The organism is Parvibaculum sp., from assembly GCF_039973015.1.
In the GTDB taxonomy this organism is placed as follows: domain Bacteria; phylum Pseudomonadota; class Alphaproteobacteria; order Parvibaculales; family Parvibaculaceae; genus Parvibaculum.
The window spans coordinates 63,688-79,918 of the sequence record NZ_JBDWLT010000008.1 but is presented as its reverse complement, the minus strand read 5'-3'; the positions used below and the strand labels follow the sequence as shown (position 1 = coordinate 79,918).

Here is a 16,231-nt window from a genome sequence, read left to right as displayed (position 1 = left end):
TTCGCCTTTTCCTTTGTGACCTGAATGTTCTGCTGGCATCTGCGTTGCACCGCTGATGGCATGGACGCGGAAGAAACTCAGTCCCCCCGGGCGACGGAGCGCAAATAGGCAGCATAGGGCGTCCGTCCCGTATCATGGGCGGCAACCAGGAGCTGTTCCGCGTCGATAAAACCCATACGAAAGGCAACCTCTTCGGGACTGCCGATTTTCAGGTTTTGCCGCTCTTCGATTGTAGCGACGAACTGACTCGCCTGAAGGAGGCTTTGGTGTGTGCCCGTGTCGAGCCAGGTAAAGCCACGTCCCAGCAATTCGCAATTGAGGGTACCGTCCTTCAGATACATCTCGTTGAGCGTCGTGATCTCGAGTTCGCCTCGGGAAGAAGGTTTCACCTCGGCCGCCATGTCGCTCACGCGCGAATCGTAAAAATAGAGGCCCGTCACTGCGTAGTGAGATTTAGGCGTCTTCGGCTTTTCTTCGATGGAAATAGTCTGGCCCTGATTGTTGAATTCGATCACGCCATAGCGTTCGGGGTCAGCAACCCAGTAGCCGAATACGGTGGCACCTTTGCCGCGCCCAGCGGCCCGCTGCAAAATCGATGAAAGGCCCGCGCCGTAGAAGATGTTGTCGCCAAGAACGAGCGCACAGCGACCTCCACCGACAAAATCGCGACCAATGATGAACGCTTGAGCCAACCCCTCGGGCTTCGGCTGCACCGAGTAGGAAATCGAGATGCCCCATCGGCTGCCATCGCCAAGCAGCTGTTCGAATGCGCCGGCGTCGTGCGGGGTCGTAATGATCAGAATATCTCGAATGCCCGCCAGCATTAGCGTGGTCAGCGGATAATAGATCATTGGCTTATCGTAGACCGGAAGCAATTGCTTCGAAACGGCCCGTGTTACGGGATGAAGCCGCGTACCACTCCCCCCCGCCAATATGATGCCTTTCATACTACTTGCCTCTACTTCTGCCCTTTTGGTCGCAGCACAGGCTGCGCCAGTTCATCGAGAACCTCGCCGAGAGCGTCTTTCCACGGACGTGGGATGATGCCGAACACGTGATTGATCTTGCCGTTGTCGAGCACCGAGTATGCGGGCCGTCGAGCTGGCGTTGGATAGTCTGCGGTAGAAATACTTCTTACGGGAATGTTTCTTCCTCCGCGCGCCGCAGCCCCCTCGACGATGGCTTGGGCGAAGCCGAACCATGACGTTTCACCACGATTGCAGAAGTGATAGGTGCCCCACGGAGAACAATCGACCTCGCGTCTGCGCAAGGACTGCGCGGCGATATCCAGCAGGGCCGAAGCGATGTCGCCGGCCGAAGTGGGGCAGCCCTTCTGGTCGCCGACGACACCGAGCTCGCTTCTTTCTTCGGTGAGTTTCAGCATGGTTTTTACAAAATTTCTGCCGTGGGCGCTGAAAACCCATGATGTACGGAGGATAATATGCTGCTTCGTCGCTCGTCTGACGGCCTCTTCTCCCGCAGCTTTGGTGGCGCCGTAGATACCTTGCGGTGCTATCGCGTCATCTTCAAGGTATGGCCGCGTACCACGTCCGTCGAAAACGTAGTCGGTCGAGATGTGAAAAATCGGGATGCCGGCATCCGCGCACACGTCCGCAATATTTCCCGGCCCATCGGTGTTTGCTGTCTGTGCGATCTCCGGTTCGGTTTCCGCTCGGTCGACTGCGGTATAGGCAGCCGCGTTGATAACCGCGTCCGGCCGGTTGCTTTCGATGGCTTGAGCCACCGCTCTGTGGTCGCCGATGTTAAGTTCGTCTCGTCCGAAAGCGACAATTTCGAAGCCGGCAGCTCTTCCCTTAAGGGTAAGCTCTGTGCCGGTCTGTCCTTGTGCTCCGGTTACGAGCAGCCGCGTGGGCTTCCCCGTTTCGTTCATTGATCAGCCTGCGCCTGCAAGACCAAGACGTTCACCGCGATAGGCGCCAGCGCGCACACGTTCCCACCAGCTTCGGTTGTCGAGATACCACTGCACCGTCTTTTTGATGCCGCTCTCGAAAGTTTCTTGGGGCCGCCAGCCGAGCTCGCGTTCGATCTTCGAAGCGTCGATCGCGTAGCGTGCATCATGGCCGGGGCGGTCGGCGACATAGGTTATGAGATTGGCATGAGGTCGATTCTGGGATTGCGGCAGTAACTCGTCAAGAATGGAACAGACGGTAAGCACGACGTCTATATTGGTGCGTTCCTCGTTTCCTCCCACGCAGTAGGTCTCCCCCGGCTGACCGCGGGTCGCAATGGCGATCAAAGCCCGCGCATGATCTTCGACATGCAGCCAGTCGCGAATATTCTTGCCAGTGCCATATATGGGCAGCTTCTTGCCCTCCAGAGCATTGAGTATGATCAGAGGGATCAGTTTCTCAGGAAACTGGCATGGCCCGTAGTTGTTGGAGCAGTTGCTTGTAATAACCGGCAGCCCAAAGGTTTCATGCCAAGCTCGCACGAGATGGTCGGAACCGGCTTTGGAGGCAGAGTAGGGCGAATTTGGTGCGTACGGTGTCGTCTCGCTGAATTGACCGCTCGGACCAAGCGAGCCGAACACCTCGTCGGTCGAGACGTGATGAAGCCGAAAGCGCCTTTTTGCGGCATCATCAAGGCCTGTCCAGTATGCGCGGGTAGCTTCCAGCAGGTTTGCGGTCCCCACCATGTTGGTCATGACGAAGTCCGCAGGACCATCAATAGACCGGTCGACATGCGTTTCTGCCGCCAGATGCATAATGAGGTCGGGGCGAAACTCCTCTACTGCCCGGCGCAGGGCTGGAAGATCGCGAATATCCGTTCTCGAAAAAGAATAGCGGTCACTACCCGCAATACGTGCAAGAGAGTCTGGATTACCCGCATAGGTAAGGCAATCGACGTTCAAGATCTCGAAATTCGTCTCTTCAATGATTGTTCGGACAACCGCGGAGCCAATAAAGCCCGCTCCCCCCGTTACCAGCACTCGCATTTCAACTCCCCTCTGGAGCGTGACATCCGCCGGAATCACGCGCCCTGGAACGTAAACGGGCTTTTGAAGTCGGCAAAGGCCGGTAGGTGCATGTCCTTCTCCGAAAGGACCGCATCGGCGTCGGCGACCGGCCATTCAATTCCGATATCCGGATCGTTCCAGAACAAGCCCGCATCATGAGCCGCCGAGTAATAGCGATCAACCTTGTAAAAAACGCGTGTGTTGGGGGTAAGTGTGCAGAACCCGTGGGCGAATCCCGCAGGTACCAGGAGTTGGTTACCTTCCTCTGCGCTCAGCCGGACACCGACATGTTTCCCATAGGTGGGAGAGTTCGCACGCAGATCGACAGCCACATCCAATATCGCGCCTGTCAGCACTCGAACAAGCTTTGTCTGTTCAAAGGGAGGGTTCTGGAAATGTAATCCCCGGATCGTGCCCGTCATGGCCGAGAGTGACTCATTGTCCTGCAGAAAATCGAGATCGACGCCCGCATCGGCCATGGCGCGCCGATTGAAGGTTTCGCTGAAATAACCCCGCGCATCGCCATGACGCCGTGGAATCAACACTTTTACGGCAGGAATTACTGTAGGAATGCATTCGATCATTAGTAAAAAGGCATCCACGTCAGGGTAAGGATTATAGCCCGATGAGAAAAACTCAGTACCTTCGCAGCGTCAAACTTGAGCGCGGCTAGAGCATTTTGCTCGCCGATCTTTCGCTTACCCTTATAGAGAGGTCAAGCTAAACTCGTTGATACTTGGGGGCATCCGGCTATTGAAGATTTGATCATTCGATTGATAAATTCCCTTGGGGGAACAGAGGGTAACACAGCCTTAGAGTTGGTAAGGACATACGCACCGCCGAAGAGGCGGTTGCGTTTCGTGTTGCATCTTTGAAAGACGGCTGCGTCCGCAGGTCCATACGTGCAAGAAATTGTCAGAGTCGCTTTATGAATAATGACGGCGAAGAAATGCAGACAGGCACCTTGCCAAGCGAGGAGGCAGGGAGAACGAGGAGCAATCGTCAAATCGTGGTCCTCGGAATGCATCGGTCCGGAACTTCCGCGTTGACGGGCGCGCTCGCGAGCATGGGGGTTCATGTTGGCGACGAGGAGGAATTGACCCCTACGAACTGGCAAAACCAGAAGGGCTTTTTCGAACGGCGCGACGCGCGCGAGATATGCGATATGCTTCTCCACAACTCGGGTGCCGATTGGTGGAAGATCAGCAATTTTGATCCCGACAATATCAATTTCGACATCGTTCAGAAGGCCCGGCCGGCCATACGAAAATTGCTCTCGGAACTGAATGAACAAGGCACTTGGGCACTCAAGGAGCCGCGCCTTTGCCTCCTCCTGCCGATATTTCAGAGTGCGTTAGCTGATCCTCTGGTCATCTACGTCACCAGACACCCTGTTGAAATTGCGAAATCTCTCCGACGGAGAAATGGGTTTCGGCTTCAGGGAGGGCTCGCCCTCTGGGAGGCTTATACTGTTTCGGCGCTTCGATACGGATTGCACCTCGATCATCTGTTCGTCGACTATGATGACCTCGTTACCGTGCCGGAGGAAACGCTCGGGAAGCTGGCAAGTGAGCTCGCTGAAAGAGGTGTCCGAGGCCTCAATCTGGAGGCAGCGATACAATCCGTGCAGGGATCGCTTCGTCGTGAGCGAGCAAGCGGCGACGAGGACCTTGCGCTTCTGTCGCCGGAGCAAACCGAACTGTGGGGAAATCTCTCTCGTAGAAGAAATTTCTCTGAACTGCCGCGTCTTTCAAATCGCGCTTCGACCATATTGAGAGAGTTCGAGGCAGACGAAGAAACGCTCTCGGCTTTGCGCGAGATGAACCGCACAGTCAAGGAAAGGCTCGAAGCGAGCCAGGAAAGGGCTGGAGAATACAAGAGGGAGCGCAGCGAAGCGCTTCACCGGATAAGGATACTGCAGTCCGAAGGTGAAAAGCAGAGAGAAAAAGAGAAAGCGCTGAAGGAAGCATTGGCTCGCCAAGAACGGCAAAATGAAGTTTATCAAAAAAAACTTGCGGCCACAGAGAAGTCGGAAACGCAGTTCGAGCGATTAGCCCAGGTTCTGCTGGACGATCTGGCGAGGCTGCGCCCGTTGAGCGGATGGCTCGCGGCCAGGCTGTGGAGAGGAAATATCTGGAACCGTCCCCGAAATGCGACCTTGGCCAAGATGGATGAGAGGTTGGCTTCAGACGCAGCATCCGGGGCAACAGGGGTGAACGGAGTCAAGAAAAGGCTGCAGCAGGCGGAAAGGTTTTCGCTGTCGTTGCTTTGGTCTCTGCCGCTTGTCGGAGAGGGGGTCAGCCTAGCGTGGCGTCAGAAGCGTCTAGAAGCATCACCACTCTTCGATGCAGAGTGGTATCTTGAAAAAAATCCTGATGTTGCCCAAAGCGGTATGGCTCCGGAAACCCACTACCTGATTTTTGGTGCCTCGGAGGGGCGCGATCCACATTCCCTTTTCAATACGGAAATGTATCTCGAGCGAAACCCGGATGTCGCGGACGCGGGGCTCAATCCGCTCGAACATTTCTTGGTATCGGGAGGTCATGAGGGGCGGCAACCTCACCCGGCGTTCGACGCGCAATGGTATCTGAGCCAATATTCTGATGTTGCCGAAGCGGGGCTAAACCCTCTCGAGCACTATCTGTTACATGGCGCAGAAGAGGGGCGTGACCCGAGCCGTTGGTTCAACACGGCTGCTTATTTGAAGGAACATCCGGAACTTGCGGGTCGCACGAACCCCCTCATACACGCAGTGCAGTCGGGAAAGATCGTAGGCGGAGCGTTTGGTAGCGAACAGGTTTGGTCGAACAAAGGCGGAAAGGACGCAGGACGAGAGCTTGTTCAACGCGTTCTTCATCCAGACGTTCAGGCGGGTATCTTTGGCCGGAAATTGCGACAGGTCTTATCTGACGGCTTTCCCGCGGATTTTGCCAAAGCTTTCGAGCGGAGCGAGGCGAAGCTTCGCGACGCGGTTGCGCGCCTAGAAAATTATCAAGAAAAGCCACTTGTCAGCATAATTATGCCGACCTTCAATCGGGCCGCCATAATAGAAGAGGCAATTCAGAGTGTACTCGATCAGAGTTATTCCAATTGGGAACTGATCATTTGTGATGACGGCAGCACCGACAATACGGCAGATGTTATCAAGCGGTTCGATCGGAATCGAATTCGCTATTTGAGTCTTCCCAAGTCGGGTGCGGCGGCGGCGCGCAACAGAGGACTGGCGCGCGCAAGGGGCGACCTGATCGCTTATCTCGATAGCGATAATTGCTGGCACCCCTCTTTTCTTTCGCGGTTGGTTCTTGCTTTGCTTGAGCGGCCAGGAAGCTCATCCGCACGCTCTAGCTATATTGACTACCAAGTGGATAGAGAGGGTGTGAACTCTATAAAGGACTATTCGGCAAAGCCGTTCGACCATGAGCGCTTGCTGATGAAGAACTTCATTGACCTGAATACGTTTGTTCACCGAAGAGAGCTATATGATTGTTTCGGAGGATTCGACGATCGGCTTACACGCCGTCAGGACTACGACCTGATAATCAAATATACCTGGCTTCGAGACCCCTTGTTTGTTGAGGAGCCCCTCGCGCTCTACCAGAGAAATGAAAGCCTCAATCAGATCACTACAGCGCAGCAGGCAGACGAATCTTGCGTTTCGATCATAAACAATAGCGTTGCAGGCTATATCGAAAGAGGTTTGCCCGAGGCTTCCATACGTCCCGTAAAAAAAGTCACGATACTGTCGTGGGATATGTGCCGAAACCATTTCTCGAAGCCTTTCGCCTTGGCGGAGGCTTTGAGCGAAGAATACGAGGTTCAGCTCGTTTCATTCAGGTTTTTCGAAGAGGAAATATTTCCACCACTGAAAGGCGTGGAGCCTAAATTCGAAACGATATATCTGCCGGGCACGGACTTTCCAGACTTCTTCGATTCGATGAAGCGGGCGGTCGATGCAATCGATGGCGATCTGATTTATGTCGTGAAGCCACGCTTGCCGAGTCTTGGTGTTGCCTTGTTGGTCAACGCACTTCGCGGTACACCTATTGTCCTAGAGATCAACGACCTGGAAACAGTTGTAAGCTCGCCGAAGAGTGAAGACCGTCATACCGAGGCGGAATTTGAAAGCGCCGATCTCGCGGACAAGAATCTCGCTTCCCCATACGGAGACCTTTGGTCGAGTATCATGGACCCGATAGCGAAGCAGCTTCCGGTTCTTCTCACCCACAATAAGAATATCGACGCGCATTTCGGAGGCAATTGCCTCTATATGCGCAATCTGAAGGATGAAAGGGTTTACGATCCGAAGTCTTATGACCGCGCCAAGGTGAGGCGTGATCTTGGAATAGGTCCGGATGATCGAGTAATTCTGTTTGGCGGTTTGCTGCGCAAACACAAAGGCATATACGAGCTTGTGGAACTCGTGGAGAGGCTGGACGACCCACGCTACAAGCTTCTTTTTGTCGGTTCGCGTCCGACTCCGGATCAAAAGAAGCTTGTCGACAAATATGGCGAGCGGGTGAAGGTCATGCCGCCGCAAGATCGGGAGGCGATGGCTCGCATCAATCTGGCAGCAGACCTTGTCATCTTGTGGCTCGATCCGGAGGTGCCCGCCAGTCACTATCAGATGCCCTATAAGGCGACCGATGCTTTTGCTATGGGGCCTTCCATTATCGCTAACGATATTTCGGATCTCGGCGACTTGGCACGGCAAGGATATTTGCGTCTGGTTCCTTTCGGCGACTGGGACGCAATGAAGAAAGTCGTCTGCGAAATATTTGATGATCCCGAAAAGACGGAGAGGATGCGCGAAGCGAGTGGCAAGCTCTTTCGCCGCCAGTTTTCCTATCCGGCGGCACGGTCTAATTTTTTTCTCACGGCTTATCGTGCTTTGCGTGAGGTGAGAGGACCGCTTCCTGCGGCCAAAGCATTCCTTGACCGCTTCAATGAGTTTTACAGGAGGCAGACGGGCGAAGTTTCGGATTTGATCACCGGATCGGAAAGACATGACCTGGTGAGTGTCCCGGTTGTTCGTTCACAAACTATTGCTGAAGCGTTGGGCCCTGCAGCACCTGATCTTGGAACGGCCGAAGAAGATTCTTCGATTGAGATAATCGATGTTCGGAACATTGGGCGCCTTCGGCATCGCGATGCTGAAGGCATTGCCATCGTCATGCCCAGTATCGATGCTGGTCGCGCCCTTCAGACGGCGCGCCTGCTGGTGCGCCGCGCGGGAATGAAAACGACAGTCTTCATTGCATTAGATACGCTGCGACAGGGATTCATACATACCCTGAACGATGTCGCTGCCCGGCTGGAGGTAAAGTATCTCGTATACTTGGCGGAAGACGCTTTTGCGGGCACGGATTGGTTGAAGACAGCTCACGAGACTATGGAGAAATCCGGCAAGGGGCTTTTAGCTTTCAATTGCGGGAAGTGGGACGGCCGCATAGCTGCTTTCGGGATGGTTCGTAGTGACTGGAGCAGAGGTGTCTATGGGGGGACGATTTTCTTCGAAGGATACAAATCACACAAGGCTGACAATGAACTGACCGTTATTGCGCGGATCCAGGACGAGTTTATCTACAATCCAGATTGCGTCCTGGTGGAGATAGATGAGAAGAAAACATCGTACAACGAAGAGGGCGGGGGACACGCAAATTGGACACCTGAGGATCGGGACCTGTTTTACGAACGCTTTCACAAGAGCTTCGATGCGCGGTTTCGCTGGCCTGAGGTCAAGCCCTACAAGGACGAATACCTCAATCTTCGGAAAATTCGTGCGCGGGACGGCGAGCCCTATTCACCGTCCGATGATTCAATCCATCTCGTTGACGTTACCGACGTCGAGGAGCTGTCGTGGGACGATCCGAACGGAATTGCGGTCGTCATGCCATGCATAGACCAGCATAAGGCGTTGAGCACGGCCCGCTTGCTTATGAACAGGTCTGGTATCGAAGCTAAATTCTTCATCGTTGATGATACTGTCAGGCAGGGGTTCATTCGTACTCTGAATGAGACTGTTTCTCGGCTTAGAGTGAAATACGTTGTGTATCTTGCTGAAGATTCTTTTGGTGGTGTCGATTGGCTCAAGGAAGCGCATAGCCGGATGGAGGAGACCGGTAAGGGGTTGCTCGCCTTCAATTGCGGAAAATGGCGAGGACGGGTAGCCGCTTTCGGAATGGTTCGCCTCGATTGGGTCAGGTCGCTTTACGGGGGGGCTGTTTTGTTTCCCGGCTATCGCGCCCACAAGGCCGACAACGAATTGACGGTAATCGCGCGAGTGACGGATCAGCTGGATTATGATCCTCGTTGCTTGCTGCTCGAGAACGACGCAAAAAAGGTGTTCAAGGAAAATGTGCCGGAGGACAAGACGCTGTTTCACCAGCGGTTCCGGTCGGGCTTCGACGGGCTGGCGCCTCTCGATAAGCTGGAGCCATTGGCCTCTGCCTACTTCGTGAAATGGGATTCTGCCGGCTCACCGGAGAGCGAGGGGGCGTCTGGAGCTCCCGCTGCGTCCGCTTTCTATCGCGAACGGTTGTCGCAGGAGGAGCTTGAGAGGCTGAAGAAGGAATATATCGAGAGGGGATTAGATCGCGAGGAAGACAAGTTTGTACTCTATCGCATCATCGGCAACGATCTTCACCCGCGCCACGCTCTCGGGCAATCCAGACAGAACCTCAAGTTCATTCTCGAGAATGAGAAGGAGCTTCCTGGGTGCGAGAAGCGCTATATCGTCAACCGTATTGTCGATCCCTCTGAGAAAAGAAAGATTGTGGATCTTCTCGATGCATCCGGTGCTTCCTATGAGGTTGTGCCATTCGATCCAGAGGAATACCGGCGTATAGGGTTCGATATGTCAGCCATGAGCAGGCCGGACCTGCTCACGGCCAGATATATCAATTCGTTTGAGCCGTTGCGCAGGCAAAGGCTTCGGATGGCTCTCTACCGGCTCAAGAACAACTACGTGATGAATAACAATGGTGCCCGTAACCTTGCGCTGAAAAGTGGTCGGGAAAAAGCGAAGTGGATTCTCCCCTTCGACGGGAATTGCTTCTTTACGCAAACTGCGTGGGACGAATTGTGTTCGAATGTTATTCAGAACGCACATCTGAAATATTTTGTCGTGCCGATGACGCGTGTGACGTCAAACGAGGCTTTGCTCTCTGACGCCTTTGCTGCGGAGCCTCGCGAAGAGCCTCAGGTTCTCTTCCGGAAGGATGCTGCGGAAAGCTTTGACGAGGACTTCTGCTACGGCAGGCGACCGAAGGTGGAACTTTTCTGGCGACTCCAGATTGCCGGGAAATGGGACGAATACAAGGACGATGCTTGGGACAGGGAGCGCAGGCCGGTCTCCCGGGAGGCCCGACAGTTCGGTGTGGCGGGGTGGGTTGCGCGTATGTTTTCCGGCGTTGAAGAACTGGAAACACAAGACGTCGGCGGCGCCGAAAGAAGGCATGTGGCGAGAGCCGACGCGGTTCTGGAGACATTGCAGACGCTGGATGCAACCCTGAGCGAGGCGGCGGAATCGAGATGCGTTTCGCTTCGGTCGGATGTGGTTGCGCGAGAGGTTGCAGGCCGCCGTCTGCCGGAGATCTCTCCGGTTGCGGAGGCGTTGCGCCGCGCTTCCGAGGAGGCACTTTCTCGAGGCCTCTATTCCGTCACGGACAAGACGACGTTGCCTCCGAGCGGAAACAGACAGGACTATTGGCATCCTGCGCCTTATTGGTGGCCTGATCCGAAAAAGCCCGATGGACTGCCCTACATTCGCAAGGATGGCGAGCGGGTTCCCGGCACCGGCATGTACGACCCCGATAGCGAGAAATACGATCGAACGCGCCTGCAACGTGTTTTTGATGACTCTTTCACATTGGCACTTGCGTCGAAGGTTTTCGGGGAGAAGCGATACGCCGACCACGGAGCGAAAATTCTTGAGCGGTTCTTTGTAAATAGGGACACGCGCATGAAGCCTCACCTGAAATACGGCCAGGTTCGCATGGGGCATGATGGGAATGAAGGCGCGCCCACGGGTCTGATCGAGATGAAAGACATGTACTACTATCTCGATGCCGTCAGGCTGATAGAGGAAGCGGGGGCGTTGGCCTCCGCCAGCAGTGACGCATTCCGGGATTGGCTTGGTACCTATCTGAAATGGTTGCTGTCTTCGCGCCAAGGCAAGGCCGAACGCACGGCGGAAAACAATCACGGAACTTGCTACGATTTGCAGGTTGCCGCAATTGCCGCCTTCATCGGAGAGAGAGGTGTTTTGTATGATACTCTCGCCCGGGCGCAGTCTCGTATAGCGCAGCAGTTTACGCCCGAAGGCGCCCAGCCCGATGAGTTGAAGCGTAAGACGACAGCACATTACTGCTGCTTTAATCTGCAGAGCTGGGTCAATCTGGCTGAGCTCGGGACGCGTTGGGGGGTGGATTTGTGGAACTACAGCACACCGGAAGGTGCAGGGTTGAAAAGCGCTACCCGCTGGTTGCTGGACCACGCAGGTAAGCCTTGGCCCTATGAGCAGATCGACAAATTTGACGACGAAAGATTCTTGCCGATCTGGTTTGCCGCGCGGGAGCGCTTCGAAACAAGCCTGGACGTCGCGCCGCTGGCAACATCCCCATATGAGGTCAAACCGCTTTATTTCCCTCATGATGGCATCCGGCCGTTCTGGAACATCGGTAGCTACGGTGGGGTGGAGATGCGGGATGCCGCTCTCGTCGCGGATTAGTTCTATGGCTCGCTTAAAAAGAAATGCGAATATGTATCTGAAGAACGTAACTCCACTGATCGTCGTTGGGCGCCAGCGCGCGGGAACGCGGTACCTGACCGAAGTGTTGAACTCGTTTGATGATGTGACGATCCAGGGTGAAATTCCGAACCCCGTTATGAGATCGCTCGTTAAGTTCATTCAGGAGTCGGAGAAATATTATAGAGGTGCCGCCAAGTGGGAGAACCCCCGGCGAGTGCGCGAGTATCAGGCGTGGACGGAAAAGAAGAGAGACCTGATTTATGCTATGTGGGCCAATACTACTCAGTCCAGGAGATTGAACCCTTCGCCTGATTGCCGCTATTACGGATACAAGCGTCCGAACAATGAGTTCTATTTCGATTTCTACGAGAAACACCTCGCAGACCAGAAGGCAGTCTATGTCTACTGCGTGAGAAATTTTGTCGATAACTATCTGTCGATCAGCTCGCGTTGGCCGGACCGTACAATCGAGATGGTGGCGGATGACTATCTGAAATCCGTAGAGCACTACCGTAAGATCAAGCAGGCGGCGCCAGACCGGGTGCTGTTGTTTAACCTCGACGACCACATCAAATATGGTTTTGGGTATCTCGATAAGAACATCATCGAGAAACTGGACCTCGACCTCAAAGAGGATTTGCGCACTTACCTTGCCGGTATGGGGGCGAAGAACCAGACGGTGAATGTTTCCGCCAATCCCAGACGGGAAGCGCTGACGAATGAAGAGGAGGCCTATCTTCTCTCTCGGCCCGCTCTACACACAGAGTTCCAAAAGCTGTGTTGCGATCAGTCTGGTTAGCGACGCGTCGTTGCATTCGGTTTCAAAGGCGAATTGAGGGTATATGCTTCCCTGTATTATGCATGTCGGAGCGGGCAAGTGCGGCAGCAGCTCGCTCCAGTCGGTCCTCAGCAAGGAGCCTGTGTTCTATTCGCGCGAAGGTACGCGATACGAATATGTGAGTTTGAAGAAAGAAGGCATTCTTAAGCGCGGAGAGGAATGCCTCGCTGAAGCGAAGAAGAGTGCCTTTGGCTATACCTCCTCGGTTTCGGTTAGGGATTTCTTTTCTGAAGAAGCTGTCCCCGTTCTGGCTTCCCGACTTAAGGCCATCGCTGACGAGGGGGTCACACCAGTATTTTCCTACGAAGGCTGGATCAATGAAAGTGCCAGGTTCTCGGATCGTAAAGTCTTCGAGAAACTAGGTCTGACGCCTCATATTGTTATTTTTGTGCGCCCTCAGGTGCCTTGGATAAACTCATCCTGGTGGCAATGGGGAGCCTGGAGTGGCAAGGAGTTTCCCGTCTGGGCGAACAAGTTCAAGAAAAGTGGCCTGTGGGCGGAAACGGTAGCCAAATGGAATGAGGTTCCCGCCGTGCGCAATGTCACTGTTTTTCCGGTATCACGCAACGTCGTCGAAAGTTTCTATGAAATGCTCGGCGCAGACCTTCCCTTTATGGCCACACAGAGGAAGAGCAATGTCACGCTCGATGCAGGTACGTTGCGTCTCTTCCAGAAGTACAGAAAGACCCGCGCCGAAAAACTTGGCGCGGGGATCGATTTCGTTTTGGAAAGAAACCGTGTTGGCGGAAACGGTTCCGCCCCTTGGGTGTTGGAAAGCAAGATAGTTTCAGACTTGATCGACTTCTTTCGGGAAGACAACAAGGTACTGCTCTCACTGGTCGATGAGGAAATCAGGGAAGGGATCTCTGGCGATGCGCAGTGGTGGGAAGCGTCGGCCTTCTCCTCTAGGGAGGCAGAACCTCCTGGGCCGGTTGACCTCGACCCTCGAAAGACCGGGGAGATAGCCATAAAGGCTATAGCGGCGTTGGCGCGGCTGGACAAGAAAGCTCGCGCTGGAAAACGCTCAAAGTAGTTGGTGAAATGTCAGTCGGATAATTGCTGAATTGAGTTTGACGCAAAAGATGCGGAGGACATAAATGGCTATTCGCAGAGACCAGGCCGTACAAGGCTTACTCTCGTTATTTGATCAGCCAAGTTATCTGGAAGTTGGTGTTAGCAAAGGTGTCACCTTTCATAGTGTCATCGCTCCCCGGAAGGTAGCGGTAGATCCCGATTTTAAGTTCGATTTAAAGGTCGCAAAGGATACTCATCCCAACGCTGAGTATCATGAGGTAACAAGCGATGAGTATTTTGGCTCGATCATTGGGCCTGACGATAAGTTTCACGTCATTTATCTTGATGGTCTGCATACGTCAGAACAGACTTTAAGGGATTTGTTCAACGCCATTTTCTATTTGGATGAAAATGGCGTCATTCTTATAGATGACGTTCGACCTCCCACTCACCTTGCCTCGATTCCGGACCGAAATACCTTCCGCCAGGTGCGCCGCTACACGGGTTCCCAGCAAAAAAGCTGGATGGGCGATGTGTACCGATGCATTTATTTTCTAGATACGTTTATGCAGCAGATGGAGCATAGGACGATACTTGAAAACCATGGGCAGACAGTTGTCTGGAGGAAGAGAAGACCTCGAGTCGATGAGCGTACAATCCGTGATGTCGGCGAAAAGTCATTCGAAAATTTAGTAAATGAGCAGCAGATATTTCGTCTCGCTTCTTTTCAAAAAATCCTTGATGAAATCAAGTTGGGGATGGGTGTGTGATCGAAACTAGGCGTGACGTCCTCATTCTTCCTTACCGGAAGGCTTGGGTAGGGGGGCCAGACCACGCACAAGTTCCAAAACATGGGAGAGTACGAAGGGGCAAAGGTAAGGAGCCGATCGACTCATTTCCTTCGCCCGAAGAGTATGAAAACATCTCGGAACAGAGAAGAGGAAGGTATCTTTACGGGGGGCCACTCAAGATCCATTTTGGACATGTATTGGTTGACTCGATCATAAGGCTTTGGGCGTTTGATCCTCAGCGGCATGATGGTGTTGTTTTTGCTTACCTGAAAGGCCGTGAACAGGCGGTCCCAGACTGGTTCTACGATATCGTTTCTATCTTTGGACTGGAACGACATCATATCGTGATCGTCAGCGAGCCGATGGTTTTCGAACAATTGGAATTTGCCGAACCCGGAAGCATTCTGAAGTCTGGTCCCGCAGATTGGTACATGCCTCATCTGGAAAAGCTGCCGATCAAGCGCGTAAATCACACTCCCCGAAATGTTTATTATGGTCGCACTCATCTAATTCAGAAGGGGACGCTCATGGGCGAAAGCTATTTTGCTGATCTCTTAACCGGCAATGGCTTCGAGTATGTTCGACCAGAAGAATTTGATATTCATCATCAGGTTTCAATAATTCAAAACGCTGAACGTATAGTATTCGCCGAAGGAAGTAGTATTTATCCGATCGAATTAACTGCGAAAATAAGAGGAAAGATATTCATGATTCCTCGGCGTGCTAACGGAGTAGATATTTTCACGCCACACATTTTTCCAAGAGCGGAGTTTCATGTTTTAGCGAGCCGAGATTCTATCTTCCGAATGGCAAGCCGTTCGGGAAAGAAAAGACCGAATAGTCCAACGTATACGCTACGGCCGATAGAAATTCATAATGCGATGGTTGATCTGGGTCTTGTTCCACGCCGAAAATTTGACGCAGACGCTTTTGAAATAGCAGAACGGCGTGATGCCACCGCTTATTTTGGAGGGCTCGGGAATGAACTGGAGAAACAGCTCGCTTATGTAAAAAAGAGAAGAGCTCGGTTACGTCGAATACCTCACATTTGAGGTCCGGATTTTGAGACAACGTCTCTCTTTCGTAGGATGGAAAATGCTGGCTGCGTCTGAAATCAAATGTAATCTCTGTGGCGGCACAGAGTTCGAGGACGTCAAGTCGCGACCAAAGGTCAAATGCAGGAGCTGCCGCTCGGTCGAGCGTACGCGACTCCTTTGGATGTATTTGCAGGAGGTTGATTTCCGTCCTGACACGCGGGTTCTTCATCTTGCACCCGAACGCGGGCTCTATCGAAAACTGAGCAAACTGCTGACGCCGGAAAATTACGTCTGCTCGGACATCAACCCAAAGCGTTACAAGTTTGTCGAGAACATCATCAAGCTCGATCTCTGTGATCTCGACGCGCAGCTATCCGGAGAATACGATCTCATTATCCACTCTCACGTAATGGAGCACGTGCCCTGCAATTTTGCCTACACGCTTTTCCATCTGCATCGGATGCTGAAGCCGGCCGGGAAGCAAATCTGCATTATTCCCTTTGGGCGAGGAAAATATGATGAGTGCTTTCAGGATATTTCGGATGAAGAAAGAACGCGGCGGTTCGGCCAGCACGACCACGTTAGGCGCTTTGGGGCCGAGGACAGGCACGCCCATCTGGGTTCGATTGTCAGTCTGCCCGCGGAATTTGATGCAAAGGCCCGCTTCGGAGCCGAGCGTTTGCGCCAAGCCAACATTCCGCAAAAAGCCTGGACAGGATTCACCCCCAATACCGTTCTGATACTGAGCAAGGATGACCTGAGGTTGAAAACCGCTACTTGAATATTCGTCGATGCGCCATTGTTGTCTCCAGCCGAAAGGCCATC

Annotated in this window: 10 protein-coding genes; 6 read left to right on the top strand and 4 right to left on the bottom strand. The window is 53.5% G+C overall.

From position 1 onward, the window contains the following. Positions 1 to 77: 77 nt before the first annotated feature. Genes rfbA through rfbC form a run of 4 tightly spaced genes read right to left on the bottom strand, consistent with a single transcriptional unit; the run spans position 78 to position 3,561 of the window. Positions 78 to 947: a glucose-1-phosphate thymidylyltransferase RfbA gene (rfbA, locus tag ABJO61_RS06545; protein WP_348324284.1), complete on the bottom strand. Its 870-nt coding sequence runs from the start codon at positions 945 to 947 to the stop codon at positions 78 to 80. Positions 948 to 958: 11 nt separating this feature from the next. Then, positions 959 to 1,891 (bottom strand): dTDP-4-dehydrorhamnose reductase, encoded by a 933-nt coding sequence (gene rfbD / locus ABJO61_RS06540; RefSeq protein ID WP_348324286.1) that lies wholly within the window; start codon positions 1,889 to 1,891, stop codon positions 959 to 961. A 3-nt stretch (positions 1,892 to 1,894) separates the two neighbouring features. Beyond that, positions 1,895 to 2,956, bottom strand: coding sequence for a dTDP-glucose 4,6-dehydratase (gene rfbB, locus ABJO61_RS06535; RefSeq protein WP_348324288.1), 1,062 nt, complete (start codon positions 2,954 to 2,956; stop codon positions 1,895 to 1,897). 35 nt (positions 2,957 to 2,991) lie between these two features. Beyond that, entirely contained in the window at positions 2,992 to 3,561 is a 570-nt protein-coding gene (gene rfbC / locus ABJO61_RS06530) for a dTDP-4-dehydrorhamnose 3,5-epimerase (protein ID WP_348324290.1), read from the bottom strand. A 344-nt stretch (positions 3,562 to 3,905) separates the two neighbouring features. Between rfbC and ABJO61_RS06525 the strand changes: the two genes are divergently transcribed. From ABJO61_RS06525 to ABJO61_RS06500, 6 genes are all read left to right on the top strand, one after another. Then, a complete protein-coding gene (locus ABJO61_RS06525; RefSeq protein WP_348324292.1) occupies positions 3,906 to 11,705 on the top strand; it encodes an alginate lyase family protein in 7,800 nt (2,599 codons plus the stop codon). Between the two features lie 31 nt (positions 11,706 to 11,736). Then, positions 11,737 to 12,525, top strand: coding sequence for a sulfotransferase (locus ABJO61_RS06520; RefSeq protein ID WP_348324294.1), 789 nt, complete (start codon positions 11,737 to 11,739; stop codon positions 12,523 to 12,525). Positions 12,526 to 12,688: 163 nt separating this feature from the next. After that, positions 12,689 to 13,597 carry a hypothetical protein gene (locus tag ABJO61_RS06515; RefSeq protein ID WP_348348367.1) on the top strand — a complete coding sequence of 303 codons (909 nt, stop codon included), beginning with the start codon at positions 12,689 to 12,691 and terminating at the stop codon, positions 13,595 to 13,597. A 64-nt stretch (positions 13,598 to 13,661) separates the two neighbouring features. Further along, a complete protein-coding gene (locus ABJO61_RS06510) occupies positions 13,662 to 14,348 on the top strand; it encodes a class I SAM-dependent methyltransferase (RefSeq protein ID WP_348324298.1) in 687 nt (228 codons plus the stop codon). Between the two features lie 218 nt (positions 14,349 to 14,566). After that, positions 14,567 to 15,421, top strand: a complete 855-nt coding sequence (locus ABJO61_RS06505; RefSeq protein WP_348324300.1) for a hypothetical protein — start codon at positions 14,567 to 14,569, stop codon at positions 15,419 to 15,421. 43 nt (positions 15,422 to 15,464) lie between these two features. Beyond that, complete coding sequence (locus tag ABJO61_RS06500) at positions 15,465 to 16,187, top strand: methyltransferase domain-containing protein (protein WP_348324302.1); 723 nt, start codon at positions 15,465 to 15,467, stop codon at positions 16,185 to 16,187. The last annotated feature ends 44 nt before the right edge of the window (positions 16,188 to 16,231 follow it).